Source organism: Pseudoalteromonas sp. ABE4_541 (assembly GCF_056312285.1).
In genome coordinates this window covers 78,919-97,548 of record NZ_JBSVEM010000013.1, presented here as the reverse complement: position 1 = coordinate 97,548, position 18,630 = coordinate 78,919, and the positions used below count along the sequence as shown (strand labels likewise).

The 18,630-nt window shown below is 42.1% G+C and carries 14 protein-coding genes; 2 read left to right on the top strand and 12 right to left on the bottom strand.

What is annotated here, in order from left to right:
- Positions 1 to 2: 2 nt before the first annotated feature.
- On the bottom strand, positions 3 to 317 hold the full coding sequence (locus tag ACW689_RS13655; RefSeq protein ID WP_476292256.1) for an MGMT family protein: 315 nt from the start codon (positions 315 to 317) through the stop codon (positions 3 to 5).
- Positions 301 to 1,197, bottom strand: a complete 897-nt coding sequence (locus tag ACW689_RS13650; protein WP_476292254.1) for a LysR family transcriptional regulator — start codon at positions 1,195 to 1,197, stop codon at positions 301 to 303. Before ACW689_RS13650 ends, ACW689_RS13655 begins: the two co-directional genes overlap by 17 nt.
- 106 nt (positions 1,198 to 1,303) lie before the next feature.
- Between ACW689_RS13650 and ACW689_RS13645 the strand changes: the two genes are divergently transcribed.
- Both ACW689_RS13645 and ACW689_RS13640 read left to right on the top strand, forming a co-directional pair.
- Positions 1,304 to 2,383 (top strand): efflux RND transporter periplasmic adaptor subunit, encoded by a 1,080-nt coding sequence (locus ACW689_RS13645; protein WP_476292252.1) that lies wholly within the window; start codon positions 1,304 to 1,306, stop codon positions 2,381 to 2,383.
- A 3-nt stretch (positions 2,384 to 2,386) separates the two neighbouring features.
- Complete coding sequence (locus ACW689_RS13640) at positions 2,387 to 5,443, top strand: efflux RND transporter permease subunit (protein ID WP_476292250.1); 3,057 nt, start codon at positions 2,387 to 2,389, stop codon at positions 5,441 to 5,443.
- Between the two features lie 197 nt (positions 5,444 to 5,640).
- Here the strand turns inward: ACW689_RS13640 and ACW689_RS13635 are convergent, their stop codons facing one another.
- The 10 genes from ACW689_RS13635 to glgX form a co-directional block, all read right to left on the bottom strand.
- Positions 5,641 to 6,642, bottom strand: coding sequence for a fatty acid desaturase (locus ACW689_RS13635; RefSeq protein WP_476292248.1), 1,002 nt, complete (start codon positions 6,640 to 6,642; stop codon positions 5,641 to 5,643).
- 65 nt (positions 6,643 to 6,707) lie between these two features.
- Positions 6,708 to 7,181 (bottom strand): redoxin family protein, encoded by a 474-nt coding sequence (locus ACW689_RS13630; protein ID WP_476292246.1) that lies wholly within the window; start codon positions 7,179 to 7,181, stop codon positions 6,708 to 6,710.
- A gap of 87 nt (positions 7,182 to 7,268) precedes the next feature.
- Positions 7,269 to 7,703 (bottom strand): VOC family protein, encoded by a 435-nt coding sequence (locus tag ACW689_RS13625; protein ID WP_476292244.1) that lies wholly within the window; start codon positions 7,701 to 7,703, stop codon positions 7,269 to 7,271.
- 10 nt (positions 7,704 to 7,713) lie between these two features.
- Positions 7,714 to 8,619 carry a 23S rRNA pseudouridine(2604) synthase RluF gene (gene rluF, locus ACW689_RS13620; protein ID WP_476292242.1) on the bottom strand — a complete coding sequence of 302 codons (906 nt, stop codon included), beginning with the start codon at positions 8,617 to 8,619 and terminating at the stop codon, positions 7,714 to 7,716.
- Between the two features lie 91 nt (positions 8,620 to 8,710).
- Positions 8,711 to 9,808, bottom strand: a complete 1,098-nt coding sequence (locus ACW689_RS13615) for a DUF418 domain-containing protein (protein WP_476292240.1) — start codon at positions 9,806 to 9,808, stop codon at positions 8,711 to 8,713.
- Complete coding sequence (locus ACW689_RS13610) at positions 9,809 to 11,026, bottom strand: EAL and HDOD domain-containing protein (protein WP_476292238.1); 1,218 nt, start codon at positions 11,024 to 11,026, stop codon at positions 9,809 to 9,811.
- Between the two features lie 205 nt (positions 11,027 to 11,231).
- A complete protein-coding gene (locus ACW689_RS13605) occupies positions 11,232 to 12,767 on the bottom strand; it encodes a glycogen synthase (RefSeq protein ID WP_476292236.1) in 1,536 nt (511 codons plus the stop codon).
- A gap of 12 nt (positions 12,768 to 12,779) precedes the next feature.
- Positions 12,780 to 14,078, bottom strand: a complete 1,299-nt coding sequence (glgC, locus tag ACW689_RS13600) for a glucose-1-phosphate adenylyltransferase (RefSeq protein ID WP_476292234.1) — start codon at positions 14,076 to 14,078, stop codon at positions 12,780 to 12,782.
- Positions 14,079 to 14,108: 30 nt separating this feature from the next.
- Positions 14,109 to 16,592 (bottom strand): glycogen/starch/alpha-glucan phosphorylase, encoded by a 2,484-nt coding sequence (locus ACW689_RS13595; RefSeq protein WP_476292232.1) that lies wholly within the window; start codon positions 16,590 to 16,592, stop codon positions 14,109 to 14,111.
- Entirely contained in the window at positions 16,573 to 18,630 is a 2,058-nt protein-coding gene (gene glgX, locus ACW689_RS13590) for a glycogen debranching protein GlgX (RefSeq protein WP_476292230.1), read from the bottom strand. The genes ACW689_RS13595 and glgX overlap by 20 nt, the downstream gene beginning before the upstream one ends.

Here is an 18,630-nt window from a genome sequence, read left to right as displayed (position 1 = left end):
GATCAACTCCCTTCAAGCCACTGATATTTTTTAAGGTTAACTTTACCTTTGATAAACACGACACCTTCTTGCTCAAGTAACACTTTTTGCTGGTCATACTTTGCAGAGCCAATTGGAAACGATATCTTTCCTTGGCTATTAATAACCCTATACCAAGGGAGTGTACTTTCTTTAGGAAGCTGCTTTAAGATACGGCCAACCGCACGAGATTGATTGGCAGCCCCAGCCAAACGCGCTAACTGACCGTAGGCCGCTACTTGTCCATATGGAATAGCACCAATCAAAGTATAAATTTGTTGTTCAAAGTGCACTTCCATACTGCTTTCCTATCTTTTTAAACTCTTTCCAAATTGCTCTCGCTACAGGACCATGGTGCCTGGCAAGTTTTCTAAACACATGAATTTTTGCGTTAAATGTACTTTTTCTATCCGTTACCGTGATTTGCTCTAAAAGCCCTGAGTCCAATTCAGCTTGGCAATGACTCAGACTTATCATCGCAAATCCCGTTCCACTTAATAAAAATGATTTAATTGACGCAATGTCATCCAGCTTCATCATGCCTGTACCTCGAGCGTATGCCAAGCGCTCACTATCAAAGTTAAAACCGCTTTCTAACATGGCGAGGCAGGGGTAATCAGCAAGTTGCTCAAATTTAAGTGATTGGGGTAGCAAGCCTGACTTTGCAACTAACCCCAGTCGGATCTCGCCTATGGCTATGGACTCTAAATCACCAGTTGCGTGAAAAAGATCAAACCATGGTCCAATGCCTAAGTCAGCCACTCCACTATTCACTTGCTCCAACGCAACAAAACGTTTACCACTGGTTATCGCCATTTCAGTGTGTTGAAACTGACTAAATATTCTTCCTATGGCGTCGTTATACTCAGATTGGTAACAAAGAGGCTCGTAACAAATATTGAATTTTGCTTCATTTCCAACAGAAAACTCATTAGCTAACACTTGCAAATCATCTCTCAAAGTGAGCAATTTTTCTGATTCATCGCAAAAGCGACGCCCCTTTTCTGTCAATGTGACTCTATAGCCATCACGATTAATCAACGCAAAACCTAACTGTTCTTCAAGCCTTTTGAGTGCTTGTGTCACCGCTGGTTGGGTTTTATACAAACGTTGTGCTGCATCACTTAAACTAGTCGTGTTAGCAACCGCTTTTAAAATTTCCAGATCTGAGATTTTCATAATTAAAACTTATAAAGATTCAAATTTAATATAATTTTTATTTTAAATAAAATTTCTATACTCTGCACCCCATGTTTTCTCATCAATGATATAGATGGAGTTTTTCATGTTACGTAGCATCTTATTTGTTACAACACTGCTGCTATTATCGGCTTGCCAAGACAACGAACCACAAAAATCTCAAGCCGAAGTAATCAGGCCTGTCAAATTAATTACGGTTGACACCGTTGAGCAAAGTGATATTCGCAGCTTTCCTGCCAATGTAGTTGCCAATCAAGGTTCTTATCTGGCATTTAGGGTCAATGGCGAATTAATGGAATTTCCAGTTCGCGCAGGTCAAGATGTAAAAAAAGGCCAGCTTTTGGCCAAATTAGATCCTGAAGACTTTGAATTACAACACGAGCAACGAAAAGCGCAATTTAAACTCGCTTCTTCACAACTGGCGAGAGTGAAATCGCTCTATCAAAAGTCAATCGCTAGTAAGTCGGAATATGATGAAGCCGTTGCTAATGAACAAGTAGCCGAATCTGCATTAAAAATTGCGAAAACAAATCTAGAAAATAGCGAATTACGCGCCCCCTTTGACGGCACTATTGCCAAAGTTTTCGTAAAAAACTACGAAAACATTGTGGCAAAACAAAATATTTTACGCCTAGAGACTCGCGATATGATGGATGTGGTTATCCAAGTACCTGAAAAACTCATAGCGCGTGTTAAGAAGCAGCTAGACTACCACCCAAGTGTTATCTTTGACGGTTATCCTGACAAATCTTACGAATTAAGCATCAAAGAGTGGGACACTCAAGCAGACCCTGCAACTTTGAGCTATAAAGTCGTATTTACATTACCTGTACCGAAAGACTTCAACTTATTGGCAGGTATGACAGGCCACGTATATATCGACCGAAGTAAAGTAACTAACATTGTTCATAGCCAAATATTCGTGCCTGTTGAAGCTGTTTTTTCAGAGCAAACCTTGCCCACAGGTAACAATGCTTTTGTTTGGCTTTATAATCAAGATACACAAACGATCGCTCGTCATGCGGTCAGTGTTGGTAAAATGCGTTCACAAACCATTGAAATTACAAATGGCCTTAATGGTGGCGAGACAATCGTCGCTGCCGGTGTCCATCATTTAAAGGAAGGACTCAAAGTCAGACCATGGACCAAAGAAAGAGGGCTATAACAGATGAGTCTTGCTAAATGGTCTATTGAAAACAAAGTGATCAGTTGGGTGTTTGCCACCCTCTTATTGCTTGCTGGTGCCAATTCATATTTTGGTTTAGGGCAACTTGAAGACCCTGAATTCACCTTGAAAAAAGCAATGGTAGTCACCCTCTACCCCGGAGCCTCACAACAACAAGTTGAAGAAGAAGTCACCTTTGTTGTTGAAAATGCGATTCAGCAATTGCCATATGTTGATTATGTCACCTCCATTTCTTCTGCTGGCAAATCACAGATCACGGTAGAGATGAAAAGTACCTATCGTAAAGACGACTTAAAACAAATTTGGGATGAATTACGTCGTAAAATAAACGATTTGAAGCCAAATCTGCCCCCTGGTGTTTATACACCAAAAGTCATTGATGACTTTGCAGACGTTTACGGTGTGATGTACGCCATAACAGGAGACGGATACGCCTACGACGAGCTAAAAGATTACGTTGATTATCTAAAGCGTGAATTAGTACTTGTCAGTGGTGTAAGTAAGGTGACAGTAGCGGGTGAACAGCAAGAACAAGTCATCGTTGAAATCTCAACACAAAAATTATCTCAGCTTGGGATCGCTCCATCCTATATTTTCAGTCTTCTACAATCACAAAACAGCGTTTCAAATGCGGGTACTATTCGAGTCGGTGAAGAGTCTATTCGTTTACATCCCACAGGCGAGTTTCAAGATGTGAAAGAACTGGAACACTTGCTCATTTCAAAAGCGGGAGCAAAAGAGCTTATTTACTTAGGTGATGTTGCGACTGTAAAACGCGCTTATGCAGAGATCCCAAGTCATATTACGCGCTTTAACACACAACAGGCATTGTTGCTCGGAGTGTCATTTAGCTCAGGTGTGAATGTTGTAGATGTAGGTAAAGCAATCAGCCAGCATATTGCTGACCTTGAGTATCAACGTCCGCATGGCATTGAAATAAACACGGTATACCATCAACCCAATGAAGTAGAAAAATCAGTTGATGGCTTTATTGTCAGCCTGCTAGAAGCGGTTGCCATTGTCATTGTCGTTCTGCTTATCTTTATGGGGCTAAAAAGCGGCTTGTTGATAGGCGCAGTGTTGCTTCTAACCGTGCTTGGTACATTTATTTTCATGAAAATGTTCTCCATTGACTTACAACGAATTTCACTTGGGGCGCTAATTATTGCCTTGGGTATGTTGGTAGATAACGCGATTGTTGTTACCGAAGGCATATTGATCAATTTAAAACGCGGTCAAACTAAGCTACAAGCTGCCGTGAATATCGTTGAACAAACCAAGTGGCCATTATTAGGTGCCACCGCAATCGGTATCACGGCTTTTGCCCCCATTGGTTTAAGTAGCGATGCAAGCGGTGAGTTTGCTGGCTCACTTTTCTGGGTGCTTTTGATTTCATTACTGTTAAGTTGGGTTACAGCAATCACTTTAACACCGTTTTTTGCTAATTCGCTTTTCAAAGAATCAAACTCTCAAAATATGGATGATGACGTTGACCCTTACAAAGGTGTGATCTTTAACGTGTACAAAGCCACTTTGTCATTTGCGCTAAAACATCGTGCCATAACGCTCATTGTCATGGTCGCGCTACTGATTGGTTCAATCGTTGGTTTTAAGTCAGTTAAGCAGTCGTTTTTTCCAGCATCTAATACCCCAATGTTTTATGTAGATTACTGGCATTATCAAGGTGCCGACATAAGAAGCACTGCGGAAAACCTAGCGACGATTGAGTCATTTCTTCTAAACGATGAACTGGTTGAAGAAGTCACCTCAACGATTGGCCAAGGTGCACCTCGATTTATGCTGACCTATGCACCAGAAAAACAATATGCTGCTTATGGTCAGTTAATTGTTCGCGTTAACAATAGAGACGCGGTCGCAACAATGATAAACAAACTGCGCACGTTTGAGCAGACTAATGCTCTGGGCGGCGCACTTAAAATTAAGCGTATGGAAATTGGCCCATCAACAAACGCCAAAATTGAAGCCCGCTTCTCTGGCCCTGACCCTGTTGTACTAAGACAGCTTGCTGACAAAGCAAAGAACTTGCTAGCGCAAGATAATCGCGCATTCAATATTCGAGATGACTGGCGTCAACGTACCAAGGTATTACGCCCAACGTTTAATGAGCAAAAAGCACGTCGTTTGGGTGTCAGTAAATCAGACCTGGACCAATTGTTACTCACAAGTGTTTCGGGTAATAAAGTTGGTTTATATCGCGATGGTACAAGTTTGCTGCCCATTGTTGCACGCTCTCCCGAAGAGGAAAGGAAGAATGTAGAAAATCTAAGCGACTTACAAATATTTAGCCCTGTACTTGGCGTTTACGTGCCAATCACTCAGGTGGTAGATAGTTTTGATGTGATTTGGGAAGATCCATTGATCATGAGACGAGACCGAAAACGTACCATTACAGTGATGGCAGATCATGATGTGATTGGCGATGAAACACCAGCGAAACTCTTCGCTCGGGTTCGTGCAGACATCGAAGATATTGAACTTCCACACGGTTACCAGATGGAATGGGGTGGCGAGTTTGAATCATCGTCGAAAGCTAAAAAAGCCATTTTTGGTTCATTGCCACTTGGTTACTTAGCGATGTTCATCATTACTGTGTTGCTGTTTAACTCAGTGAAGCAACCGCTTGTGATTTGGTCAACAGTCCCCCTTGCTATCATTGGTGTCACTGCAGGCTTGGTGGCTCTTAACGCACCGTTTAGCTTTATGGCACTTCTTGGGCTACTGAGCTTGTCAGGTATGTTGATCAAAAACGGAATAGTGTTGATGGATCAAATCAATCTAGAGTTGTCGCAAGGAAAATCTCCTTACCAAGCCGTGTTCGATTCTGGTGTAAGTCGTGTAAGACCAGTATCTATGGCCGCTATTACCACTATACTTGGTATGATTCCATTGCTATTTGATGTGTTCTTCAAATCGATGGCAGTTACAATTATGTTTGGCCTTGGCTTTGCGACAATTCTGACACTGCTCGTAATACCGGTTATGTATTGCGTGGTGTTTAAAATTAGACAACCAAACTGATTTGGTTAACTAAGGGGGCTTTAGAGCCCTCTACTTTCTGACCTAACAAATTGGCTATGACAAAGCAGTAAACCCCCTTTACAGCTTATACCATTCCGCTTAACTAAGTAGTCTATTTGTGGGCAAGAAAACCTTATCAGTAGCACCGCTACCGCACTCTGCTATCGTCAGGTTTAGCCCCTCAAGATGATTAAGTGTTATTGCGGATTGGTATTATAACGATTAGCCCTTTTGATACTCGCTAAGTCGTTTTCTCGTACTCCATTTTCATACATTACGACGTTCACCTGCTTGCTGATCCATTGGCGAATATAAAATGGCTGCTTTGGCACGAAGTGATGAATAGAATGTGTATTACCAAAGTTAAAACAAAATAATTGGCAGGGATAAAACAGCCAATGATTAAGGATTTGCGTTTGTTGCATTAAGTTTTTAACGCCGCCATAGTAGTGCATATTTGACGTGATAAAATTCAAGCAAAACGATCTCAGTATATTTGGGCCGATCAATACGACCATCAGAAAGCTCAAATTATCTATCGCAATGAGCAGCCAGTCAGGATAGCTAAAATTGCCATCGGTGAAGTAATCTATACATTGAAAAATCACAAAGCCATACAGCGCTACAAAATAAAAAGTCGCGACTGGAAAACCCGCATGAAAAACATGCCAAAAGTTAAAACATCTAACTTCTTTTTTAAGGCGGCGTCGATGGATTAATAAACCTATTAATCCATCGAAGTTGATCACCAACCGCAGTAGCGGATTTCGCACGCCATTACCGACTAACCGTTCCTCCAAATCTTGCTTGGTACCCGAAGTTTTATGATGATGTAAATGTATTTTTCTTCTGTACCATGGATTAACGGTATTGGGTCGCATTAACCACACAATCAACATCATCGCGTTATGAATAATTGGCTTGTTGGAAAAGTACAGTTTGTGTATCAAATCGTGTTCAATCTCATGTGAAATTGATGCAAACAAGGCCGACAGAATGATGCATTGCCATATCATCAGAAAGCCCATTGCATAACACCAAGCGACGCTTAACATACCAACAAGTGATAGAAACAGACAGCTCAAGCCTAGCGCATTTTGATATTTCAAAAAGGTATATTTGCGTCTTAGAGCGGCTTCTTGAGATTGAATGGTGAACACAATGTTTTGAATTGATTTTTTGTCTGGATGGAGGCTCATAATCTAGCTTTAAAATACGATATGTAAAAAAGCAGTCCGAGTTGACTGCTTTTTATCAAGTAAGCTTATAGTGCTTCTAAAATAACTTCGGCTTTACTGACTTCAAATTGCTTTGGCTGCTCAACATTCAATTGCGTCACGATACCGTTTTCAACAATCATCGCATAACGCTGCGAACGAATACCACCGAAGCCTTGTGTGTCCATATCTAAACCTAAAGCTTTGGTAAAGCTTGCGTCACCATCAGCAAGCATCGCGATGTGGGATGCATTTTGAACTTCACCCCATGCCTTCATTACAAACGCGTCATTAACAGACACGCATGCAATTAAATCAACACCCTTGTCTTTGATTTTATCAGCTAGCGTGACATAACCAGGTAAGTGTGACGCAGAGCAAGTGGGGGTAAAAGCGCCTGGTACAGCAAATAACACAACTTTTTTATTTGCAAATAATTCGCTAACTTGGTGTGTTACCATGCCATCCACACTCAATTCACTTAAAGTAACGTCAGGTAACGCTTGTCCTTGTTCAATCATTGTTCTTCTCACTATGTTGGTAAAGCATAAGTGTAATAGTAAAAGCCCTTATAGAACACACGCAAACTATAAGGTTATTGTATGTGTTTATGAATGTATCTGTGCCAAACGACAGGCCATTGAATGCCCTTTATTTAGCTGCAATAAATCCCACAGATTGCCGTATAGGTCTTCAAAAACTGCCACCGTGCCATATTCCTGCTCTTGAGGCGAGCGTACAAACTCAATGCCCTTTTCACACATTGCATGGTAATCGCGCCAAAAATTGTCCGTATTTAAAAACAAAAATACACGACCACCAGACTGTTGGCCAATAAACTGAGCCTGCTCGCTGTTAGAAGCGCGCGCCAATAAAATGCTTGCCCCTTTCGATCCTGGTGGGGCAACCACAACCCATCGCTTGTTTTGCTCAGCTTGATAGCTATCTTCTAGCAAGTCGAAATTAAGTTTGTTGACATAAAAATCGATAGCTTCGTCGTAATCCTTTACCACTAGAGCAATATGAATTAGCTCTTGTTTCATATCAATCCTTTCAAGTCTTACTTTTGTTCAAGCTCAACGTGCCCGATTTCCTTTTTGGCCTTTGATTGGAGCGATGATTGCGCTTGTTTTCATATGTTGATTTATTAGCAGCGGCTTTTCTAGGCTCTTTACTTTGCGTTTTCTCTTTTTGCTGTGCTCGTGGCATTTTTGGCTTTTTATTAACATCAACTGAGCCTTCTTCAGTTTTCGCTGAATCTGCAATCGAGCCGTTGATCTCTTTCATTTCATCATCAGTAAGATGCCGCCACTCACCCGGACGAAGACCGTTCAAGTTGACATTCATGATGCGAACACGTTTAAGGCTGGTTACTTCATATCCCAAATACTCACACATTCGGCGGATCTGTCGGTTGAGTCCTTGCGTCAAAACGATAGTAAATGTTCTATCGCTTGTTTGCTTAACAAAACACTTTTTAGTAACAGTATCTAGAATAGGTAAACCTCCTGCCATTCGCTCAACGAAACGCTTGTTGATTGGTTTATCTACTTTTACAACGTACTCTTTCTCGTGATTATTTCCAGCACGTAGGATTTTATTCACTATGTCGCCTTCATTGGTCAAAAAGATCAGGCCTTCAGAAGGCCGATCCAATCGCCCAATAGGAAAAATACGCTCAGGATAGTTAATGGCACTGACAATGTTACTTTTTATTTTTCTTTCTGTTGTACAGGTCACGCCAACCGGTTTGTTATAGGCAATATAAACTCTTTTTGGCTTTGCTTTGAGCGGCTTGCCATCAATTAAAATGGAATCGGCATCGCTAACCTTCAACCCCATTTCGGGTGAACTTCCATTCACCTTAACTCGGCCCGTTTCTATCAGCTTGTCAGCTTCTCTGCGAGAGCAAAAACCTGTCTCGCTGATGTATTTATTTAGCCGTGTTGATTGCGTCACGCGTTACCCTTCTTAATGCTCAATCAAAAGAAGGCATTTTAAACCATCACAGTGCAAAATGCTTAATTTTCTGACGCTTCAATGTTCTGAACTAATACTCCAAGCGCCTAAGCTGCTTATTAGTCAAAACACGCAACAGCCATTCAAAAGGGCCTTGCTTGAAATACTTTAAATAAATGGGCGCTAAAAGTAGCTGCAAGATAATTACAATAAGTGCCAATTGTATGTAATCAATGCGATTAAATTCGATACGGGCATTTGAATTTAGCCAGGTAAAATACAGCACCATCATAATGGATTGCATCAGATAACATGTAAGAGCTAATTTTCCAACGGCTTGCAGCCGTACAGAAATTACACTTTTTATAGACATATGGGCATTAACATGCGCAATGAGAAGCCCCCCAATAACGGCATTAGCCCAAATAATGGCATCAACAAAGTAAGCATAGCGCGCTTCCCCAACATACTTAATAACACCACTCATCACAGATAAAACCGCAACAGCAACTAGCAATCGAGACAACACAGGGGCTGGTAGGCCTTTATGAAACACGCTATGTCTGTAGCACAGCATACCAATGAGCATTACACCCAACGCATTCCACAATGTTAAAATGGGCAGCATAAAAAGCATGATTACAAACAATTTAATATTATGGACGAGCAAACCAAGTAGTGTGTTTGGCGCTGAATTTAAAATGTCTTCAAATTCTGGTGTGTCCCTGTAAATTGTGGGCTCGTCACCTGTCAGTAAAAGTAATAACAAACCGCTTATTAATATCATAAGCATACCATGACGTAATAAGGTCGCATCAGATCGCTGCAAGTAGCTCAGTGCTATAAAACCGGCTAATCCATAACTCAATAATATATCGCCAGGCCAAATAAAAATGCCATGTAAAACACCAAAAACGACAAGTAACTTAAGTCTCGGTTTCAAAAAGTCAGAGCGACCTTGCTTATTGAACTGGATCACGAGTGCTGCGCCAAACAGCATGCAAAATAGTGCGCGAAATCTTCCATCAAAAAGTAACACATTCAGATAATCTATCAATACGTCACTTACGGGAGGTGAAATGGACCCTACATAGCCAGATTCAAAAATTGAGAAGAAATAAATATTAAGTAAAATGAGGCCAAGCACCGCAATACCGCGCAAGCTATCTAATTGTTTAATGCGCGCCATTTAGAAAATATTATCCTTGTACATATCAGCCCAACGGATGGCATCAGCATGAAAATCGGGCAGTTTTTTATCATCTAAATTTAATAAGCCACACGCCTCTTGCAAATTCCACCAGCTTCCACTTTCATATGCTCTAACCACATTTAAGATGTAATACAAAAAGTTGTGCTTACCCATTAAGGCATCTTGTAATTCATCTGGAAACGGCAATCTCGCTACCACTTGTTCCATTGGCCTATCCAGTATCGCATCCAGCAAGGAAAACAAACCTGTTAAAAAACTCATGCCGCTCATATTAGGTTGTAAGCTTTTAGCAATAAGTTCACAAAAGCGCGAACGCACGATACTTAAGCGAGTCAACTCTGTAGGCTTTCCTTCCGCGACGTGTGCCGTCATGATCAGCCCAACAAACTTTTTAACTCTCTCATCACCTAAATAAACAAGCGCCTGCTTTAGAGATTCAATACGATTTTTTAATGGAAAAACACCAGAGTTGATCAATCGCAGTAGTTTATAAGCGAGCGCTGTATCTTGCGCGAACAGACGTGCAATCTTATCGATATTAATATGGGGTTTTAACACTTCCGCATAGATGAGTAGAGCCACTGCATAGTTTATTTCTATATCATTTTGCTGGATGACTCTAGGTTTAGCAAAAAAGTAACCTTGAAAAAAATGAAAACCCATTGTCCTAGCTTGCTCAAACTCGGCTTCTGTTTCTACTTTTTCTGCCAATAACTTTACATTTTTTCTTTTTTTAAACTCTTCAACTAAATGGGTAATCTCATCTAACGAGTTTTGTTGAATATCAAATTTTACGAGCCTAACAAGCTTTAAAAATGGTTCCCATTGCTTAGTGTATTCGAAATCGTCGAGTGCCAATCGGTAATCTAAATGAAAAAGCTCTCTGACCTTCTCATAGCTATCATGATTGGGCGTAATCGTCTCTAGTAACTCAAGTATCACATCTCGGGCAGGTAAAAAATGAGCCAAATCTTGCTTCAATGAGTCCGGTCCAATGTTGATTAAAGCCTTTTTTCCAGAGGTAAGGTAACGAGTTCCGAGATTTAGCTGATTGTCCATGATCAATTTTGCGGTCGCGGCGTCCTCAGCAATGTCAGGAAAACAATTGCTTTTACCATCACGAAACAACAGCTCGTAAGCTACAACCTGCTTTTTGCGATTGAAAATAGCTTGTCGAGCAACAAAAACCTTCAAATGTTGACTCCTCATTACCTGCCACTTCCCATGTAGCACTTTGTTCCTGATTAAAAGTTAGATTCTAACCATAAATGACGAAGAATAATATAGAACTAAGCTATTAATAGTTGGTAAAAAATAGTTTATTAACTATAGCATCTACTAATAAAAAAGCAGACCGAAGTCTGCTTTTTATAAAATCGCTCATAAAACAAACTACTTACTAATCATAAAGTTGCTTTATGTACTGTTGTGCAACAGACTCCCATGTGAAACGCAACGCGCTCGCATTGTTGCGTAACTGTTGATACTGTTGACTATTTTGGCGATATAAGGCCATTGCATCTTCAAAAGTTGCCGTTAACTGTTGCACCTGTTCGGATAGGTCTTCACCCCCAAATGAAAAACCCGTTTCCAAATGTGTTACGGTATCTACAAGTCCACCTACGCCATGTACCAAGCAAGGTTGCCCCGCTCGCATTGCCAGCATTTGGCTGATCCCACAAGGCTCAAACGAACTTGGCATCAAAAACAGATCGCCCAAGCTATACAACTGATCGCCAATGTGCTTACCATAGCCATTCAGATACAATACGTTCTCATGCCGAGCCATTACTTGTGTAAACAAGTCTTCTAAGTACTGATCACCAGACCCAAGAACTATCAGTTTGCCCATATACCCTGATGCAATGCTTGCGATCGTGTCAAACACCAAACCATGCTCGGTGCTTTGACGTAAAAGCAATGCCTTTTGATCTGTCAAACGACCGACACTTGTAATAAGCGGGCCCTCAAATGAGCTACCTTGCCACTGTTTTAATCGCTGATGTGCGATATAGTGACAAGACTTAAGCTGTCTATCCCCCGCCATCCACGCTAGCAATGTGTATTCTACACGATGCAAGTATTCGTCAAGTGTTGGCTGTTCGCACATGTCGCTGGGATATTCACACCCATTGAGAATACCGTGCAGCTTGCCATGCCGTTTGGCAATTTGCATATCATGTTCTAGGCCTTCACCACCAAAAAAACCTCTATCTGGTTCACTGGTGTGTAGCACTTCTTCGCTGTAAGTAGGTGAGACGACATGCACTTTATCCGCCAAACCTATCGCACTTCTCATTGGGTTAAAGCAATTAGGATGTTGATGGTCGCAAAGCTGCTGCCCGTCATAACTTAGCGTAGGAAACCAAGCTTCTAAGCTTGAGTCATCGCCGTTAAAGGGCCTGATCCCTTGTAACGCCAAGTTGTGTACCGTGTACACCGTTTTTAATTGCTTAAGATAAACAAAACGCGGACTAAATTTTTGCAACACACTTACACATGCGGCATGCCAGTCATGAAGATGAAGGACGTCAAGCTTACCAAACATCATATGCTCAATCGCCTCACTCACCGCAGCGGAAAAAAATGCAAATTTACTCGCATCTGTCGCAAATGGCCTGTGACTCTCATCATTACAATAGATTGCCCCATGATGCTCGCTAAACAGCGAATGCGACAACACATATTGCACTACGCCATCTTCTTGCTCGACTTGCCATAAAGAAGCAGTCTCTAGATGCTGGCGAAACGGTACAGCAATATCACCAACAAACGTACGATTTAGCTGACCACTTCCATAGTCAGGCACAACCACCGCAACTTGAATGCCCTGTTTACCCAGAGCATAAGGCACGTCACGGATCACATCCGCAACGCCACCTACTTTACAGTTCGGCAACCGATCATTTTCGGCCGCCACCATTAATACCCGCATGTTACGCCTTATTTATGCAGTTTGTCGTTCAACCAAGCTTAGTTGCTTTTTTTTCTCGTACGCCAGCAACATTTCTCTCGTGACCAATACTATACCTTTATTGGTGACTCTAAAGCCATTTTCTTTATCCGTTTGCGCATCAAAACCAATTTCTAGTCCAGCAGGTAAGTGACAACCACGGTCGACAATTGCATTACGAATTCGGCAGTTACGCTCAATTACCACACCAGGAAGCACAACTGATCCCTCTATTTCACAGTATGAATGCACATGAACGTTTGAGAACAATAGTGAGCGTCGAACAACCGAACCAGAAATAATACATCCACCTGAAACGGTTGAATCAACAGCCATACCACGGCGTTCATCATCGTCAAAAATAAACTTTGCAGGTGGAAGCTGCTCCTGATAAGTCCAAATTGGCCAAGTAGGATCATAAAGGTCAAGTTGTGGCTCTGGTGAAACCAATTCCATATTCGCTTCCCAGAAAGAATCTAAAGTACCCACATCGCGCCAATAAGGCTGACCTTCATGGCTGGGATCTCTAAATGGGAATGCAAAAACATTATGCTCTTCTATGATGGCTGGAATAATGTCATGTCCAAAATCGCGACCTGACCCTTCTCGCTCAGCATCTTGCTTTAGCTGCTCAAACAGAAACTCAGTATTAAACACATAATTACCCATAGATGCCAAACAAATGCCATCTTTACCGGGTATTGAAGTCGGCTCTGCTGGCTTTTCATCAAAGCGACGAACACGCTTATCACCGTCTACAGTCATTACACCGAAGGTGTTCGCAGCCTCTTCGCAGGGCACCTCAATACAACAAACTGTCATGTCTGCACCCGTTTCAACGTGTTTTGCAAGCAATGCTCCGTAGTCCATGCGATATACATGGTCGCCAGATAGGATCATCACGTATTTAGGGAGTTCATGTCTGATAATATCCATGTTTTGGAACACGGCATCCGCCGTACCACAGTACCACTCATCACTATACCTTTGTGATGCTGGCAGAATTTCTACCGACTCACCTAGCTCTTTCTTAAAATGTCCCCAAGCGCGATTGACATGGCGGATCAATGAATGTGATTTGTATTGCGTGGCAATACCAACACGTCTGATCCCTGAATTAATACAGTTTGACAGGGGGAAATCGATGATCCTGTGTTTACCACCAAAATACACTGCAGGCTTAGCACGCCAATTGGTTAATTCATGTAAACGAGATCCTCGACCACCGGCTAAAATCAAGGCGTAAGTTTCTCTGGTTAAACTACTTATGTAGCGATTTGCATAACTGGGCATAACTTTCTCCATTTATCCTTGTGTGGTGGTCTATTGCATTGGCTGCAAGCGCCAAATCTCATCGCAATATTGTTGAATTGTTCGGTCACTGGAAAAACTTCCACTGGCCGCAGTATTGAGTATGCTGATCCGAGTCCATGTGGATTTATCAAGATAGGTGTCGGCCGCTTTTTGCTGCGCCTCCACATAACTTGGAAAATCATGTGCTACGAGCCATGGATCTTGTGGGCTTTTTATTGCATTGATAATGTCGTCGAATATACCCACTTCAAATAAGTTAAAATGACCACTTTCTAGCAGTGCCATGACTGCTTCAAAATTTGGATTCTGTTCAATTATTTGCTGTGGATTGTAGTTGCTTCTGATTGCATCTGTTTGGTCAGCGTGCGCGCCAAACAAAAAGAAATTATCTGCACCCACATTGTCTCGTATTTCGATATTAGCGCCGTCCAAAGTACCAATGGTAATTGCGCCATTCATCATGAACTTCATGTTCCCAGTACCCGACGCTTCTTTACCTGCTGTAGATATTTGTTCAGACAAATCTGTCGCAGGGCAAATTGCTTCCATTGCAGTGACGTTATAGTTAGGGAAAAAGGCCACGCGCAAGTAAGGTTTGGCCTTCTCATCACTGTTGATCACACTGGCAACGTTGTTGATAAGCTTAATAATTTTCTTTGCCATGTAATAACCTGGCGCGGCTTTTCCGCCGATCAGCACACAACGCGGTGCCATTCCATCAACATTTCCCTTTAAAATTCGGTCATAAAGGTGAATGATATGCAGCACATTAAGCAGCTGGCGCTTATATTCATGGATACGTTTAACCTGCACGTCAAACATCATTGACGGGTCAAATTCAACGCCACAACGTAACTTAACAAGCTCACAAAGCCGCTGCTTATTCTCGCTTTTTACACGCAGCCATTGTTTATGGAGCTCTTCGTCATCGTAATAACGACGTAGCTTATCAATTTGCGAAAAATCGGCCGTCCACTGTGCCCCAATTTTTGCGGTGATCAGTTCGCTCAAAGCAGGGTTACAATGCGCTAACCAGCGTCTTGGTGTTACGCCGTTGGTTTTGTTATTAAACTTTTTCGGCCACAGTTCATAGAAGGTTTTAAAGAGCCCTGACTTTAATAGCTCAGTATGTAAAGCCGCAACTCCGTTAACTGAATAACTTCCAACGATTGCCAAGTATGCCATGCGTACTTGTGGCACATCTCCTTCTTCAATTAACGATAATTCTCTTTGTTTATCCACATCGCCCGGCCATTGCAAAGCAACTTGCGCTAAAAAGCGTGCATTGATTTCGTAAATGATTTCAAGCAAACGAGGTAATAACTTTTGGAATAAAGGAACTGACCACTTCTCAAGCGCTTCTGGTAATAATGTGTGGTTAGTGTAAGCCATGGTTTGTGTCGTGATCTGCCACGCTTCATCCCAGCTTAGCTCATAAACATCCACAAACAAACGCATGAGTTCAGCAACCGCAATGCTTGGGTGTGTATCATTTAGTTGGAATACATGATAATCAGCAAAATCCTTAAAATTAGCACCATAACGCTCGACCCATTGAACTAGAATATCTTGCAAGCTTGCACTCGATAGGAAGTACTGCTGACGTAAGCGTAATTCTTTACCGTTTTCGCTGCTGTCATTAGGATAGAGTACCATGGTGATCTGTTCAGCAAGGTTTTTCCTAGCCACAGCTTCTGAGTAACTCCCCGCATTAAACTCCGATAGGTCGAATTCATCCGTCGCTTCAGATTTCCAAAGTCTTAACGTGTTAACTACACCATTTTTATAACCAGGGATTGGCACATCGTAGGGCACAGCAAGTACATCTTGCGTATCTACCCACTGCCTATGTTCACGACCATTTCTATCTTTAAAAGTTTCGACATGACCAAAAAATTTAACTCGTTGTGATTGTTCTGGTGCAGCCAATTCCCACGGGTGCCCTTCTCGCAGCCAGTTATCAGGCTGTTCAACTTGGTAACCTTGCTCAATTGATTGATTGAACATACCGTACTCATAACGAATACCATAACCGACTACAGGCAACGCAAGGCTCGCACAACTATCCAAGAAGCATGCGGCTAAACGTCCTAAACCACCATTACCCAAGCCCGCATCGTGTTCGGCTTCACCGACTTTCTCAAGCTCAGTACAATACTGCTCTAAAGCTTGTTTTGTACTGTGTTCTAAATCTAAATTCAGTACCGCATTACCTAAAGCTCGACCCATTAAAAACTCTAACGATAGATAGGCTGCTTTGCGGGTTTTCTTCTCGCTAATGTGCTGCTTTGTTGCTCGGCACCTTGAAACAAGTCTATCGCGAATGGTCAGCGCTAATGCGTGATACAAGTACAGTTGCGACTCACCGACTTTATCGCGACCGAGTGTGTAGTAAAAATGACGACTTAAATCATCACTTAGTGTACTTTCGTCTAACTTAGGCGCATCTTGCCAGTGCTTAACCACACACACGTTAGCAGTCTTTTTGGCCATGAGAGATTCCTTCTTTTACCGATGTAAAAACCCAACTAGATTGGGGGGAAATAGAAACTGAAATTTTGTCTGACTTTGCTTGCGGATCGCTTGCAATAACAAGCTGCCAATATTCACTAAAAGGCGAATATGGCATGGTGAACTCCATCGCATCGACACTTGCATTTAACACAATCAACACGCTTTGCGAGCATTGTTTATCAACCAGCATGTACCCTAACCACTGCCTTGAGACTTCGTGCCACTGCTCTGGCAACATAGGTTCGCCTTGCTCATTAAGCCACTGCACACTAAAACGGGGATCGTTCGCATGAATGTAAAATGGGTGCGAAAAAGCAGCAAACTTGTCTCGAAGTGCGATTAATTCTTGAATAAAAAACGTTAAGCTATGATTAAATTGAGATGATTTCCAAGCCAACCAGTTAGTGCGGTTATCTTGGCAATAGGCGTTGTTATTCCCCCCCTGAGAGTGACTAAACTCACTGCCAGAAGCAATCATAGGCACACCTTTAGATAAAAACAGAGTTAACAAAGCATTCTTTTGCATTTTTAAACGTAATGAGGTTACTTTTGGGTCTGTTGAAAATCCCTCTTGACCGCAGTTCATTGAATGATTTGCGCTATGTCCATCTCTGTTCATTTCACCATTTGCTTCATTATGCTTATGCTCATAACTGACCAAATCAGCAAGTGTGAAACCGTCATGGCTGGTTATAAAATTAATCGAACTCAAAGGTCCTCGCAGATTGTGCTCAAAAAGATCATGAGAGCCATGCACTCTACGCGCAAGTTCGGGAAGCACTCCCTTATCACCACGCCAAAACTGCCTAACCGTATCACGGTATTTATCGTTCCACTCGCGCCAAGGTGCTGGAAATGCGCCCAGTTGATAGCCTCCTGGACCGATATCCCAAGGCTCAGCAATCAACTTAACATCTTGCAGTACGGGATCTTGTTGTATAGCTTGTAAAAACGCGTGGTAACGATTAAAACCATCCGCGTTACGAGCCAAAATGGGAGCCAAATCAAACCTAAAGCCATCAACGCCCATCACCTCAACCCAATAGCGCAAGCTATCGAGTACGAGTTGCAGTGCGTAAGGGTTGTCAATATTAAGTGTATTACCACAACCCGTATCGTTGATGTAAACATCTGGCTGACCTTCAACACTTCGATAGTAACCACGGTTATTAAATCCTTTTAGCGACAACATAGGGCCATCCACCCCCGCTTCAGCGGTGTGGTTATAAACCACGTCTAAAATGACCTCCAACCCTACTTCATGTAAGCGTTGAACCGTTTGTTGAAATTCACTGACATCATTTGAGCTTAAATAAGCTTTATGTGGCGTAAAGTAATTTAACGTGTTGTATCCCCAGTAGTTTCTCAAACCTTTCGTGGTAAGAAACTGCTCACTTACAAACGCCTGGACAGGTAACAATTCGATGGTAGTCACCCCAAGTCGCTTAATATGATTCACAAACGCGGGCTCTGCCAGCGCGAGAAACTTGCCTCTGAGTGATGCGCGGATCTCAGGGTGACGATACGTTGCACCTTTTACATGACATTCATAAATAACTGTTTTTGACCAAGGTACTTTTGGTCGCTTTCCTTGATACTTTTCAATATCAACGACTCTGGACTTGGGCATATCAATGGCATTATCTAATGAGCTAAGCGTTCCCACGGGCATGTGACAAAAATGTCTTTCGCTCCAGGTAAATTCACCGTGAAAGTCTTTTGCGTATGGATCTAGAAGGAGCTTGTTTGGGTTAAACAATCTCCCTTTGGCAGCGTTATAATCACCATCGACGCGATAACCATATAAACAGCCTATCGAGAGAGGCTCTACAAATGTGCTCCACACGCCCCCTTCATGTAAACACATCTCAATACGTGCAATTTCGGAGTGTCCACTCACATCAAAAAGACATAAACTAACCTTGCGCGCATCCGGTGCATAAACTGCAAAGTTAACACCGTTATCAACCAAACTACTGCCTAGCGGGCGACAGCTCCCACGCTTAGAAGTCAACAT

Bases quoted from the DNA above. Each gene is read 5' to 3' on its own strand.
- ACW689_RS13655 (WP_476292256.1), bottom strand. From the start codon at position 317: ATGGAAGTGCACTTTGAACAACAAATTTATACTTTGATTGGTGCTATT.
- ACW689_RS13650 (WP_476292254.1), bottom strand. From the start codon at position 1,197: ATGAAAATCTCAGATCTGGAAATTTTAAAAGCGGTTGCTAACACGACT.
- ACW689_RS13645 (WP_476292252.1), top strand. From the start codon at position 1,304: ATGTTACGTAGCATCTTATTTGTTACAACACTGCTGCTATTATCGGCT.
- ACW689_RS13640 (WP_476292250.1), top strand. From the start codon at position 2,387: ATGAGTCTTGCTAAATGGTCTATTGAAAACAAAGTGATCAGTTGGGTG.
- ACW689_RS13635 (WP_476292248.1), bottom strand. From the start codon at position 6,642: ATGAGCCTCCATCCAGACAAAAAATCAATTCAAAACATTGTGTTCACC.
- ACW689_RS13630 (WP_476292246.1), bottom strand. From the start codon at position 7,181: ATGATTGAACAAGGACAAGCGTTACCTGACGTTACTTTAAGTGAATTG.
- ACW689_RS13625 (WP_476292244.1), bottom strand. From the start codon at position 7,703: ATGAAACAAGAGCTAATTCATATTGCTCTAGTGGTAAAGGATTACGAC.
- ACW689_RS13615 (WP_476292240.1), bottom strand. From the start codon at position 9,808: ATGGCGCGCATTAAACAATTAGATAGCTTGCGCGGTATTGCGGTGCTT.
- ACW689_RS13605 (WP_476292236.1), bottom strand. From the start codon at position 12,767: ATGCGGGTATTAATGGTGGCGGCCGAAAATGATCGGTTGCCGAACTGT.
- glgC (WP_476292234.1), bottom strand. From the start codon at position 14,078: ATGCCCAGTTATGCAAATCGCTACATAAGTAGTTTAACCAGAGAAACT.
- ACW689_RS13595 (WP_476292232.1), bottom strand. From the start codon at position 16,592: ATGGCCAAAAAGACTGCTAACGTGTGTGTGGTTAAGCACTGGCAAGAT.
- glgX (WP_476292230.1), bottom strand. From the start codon at position 18,630: ATGTTGACTTCTAAGCGTGGGAGCTGTCGCCCGCTAGGCAGTAGTTTG.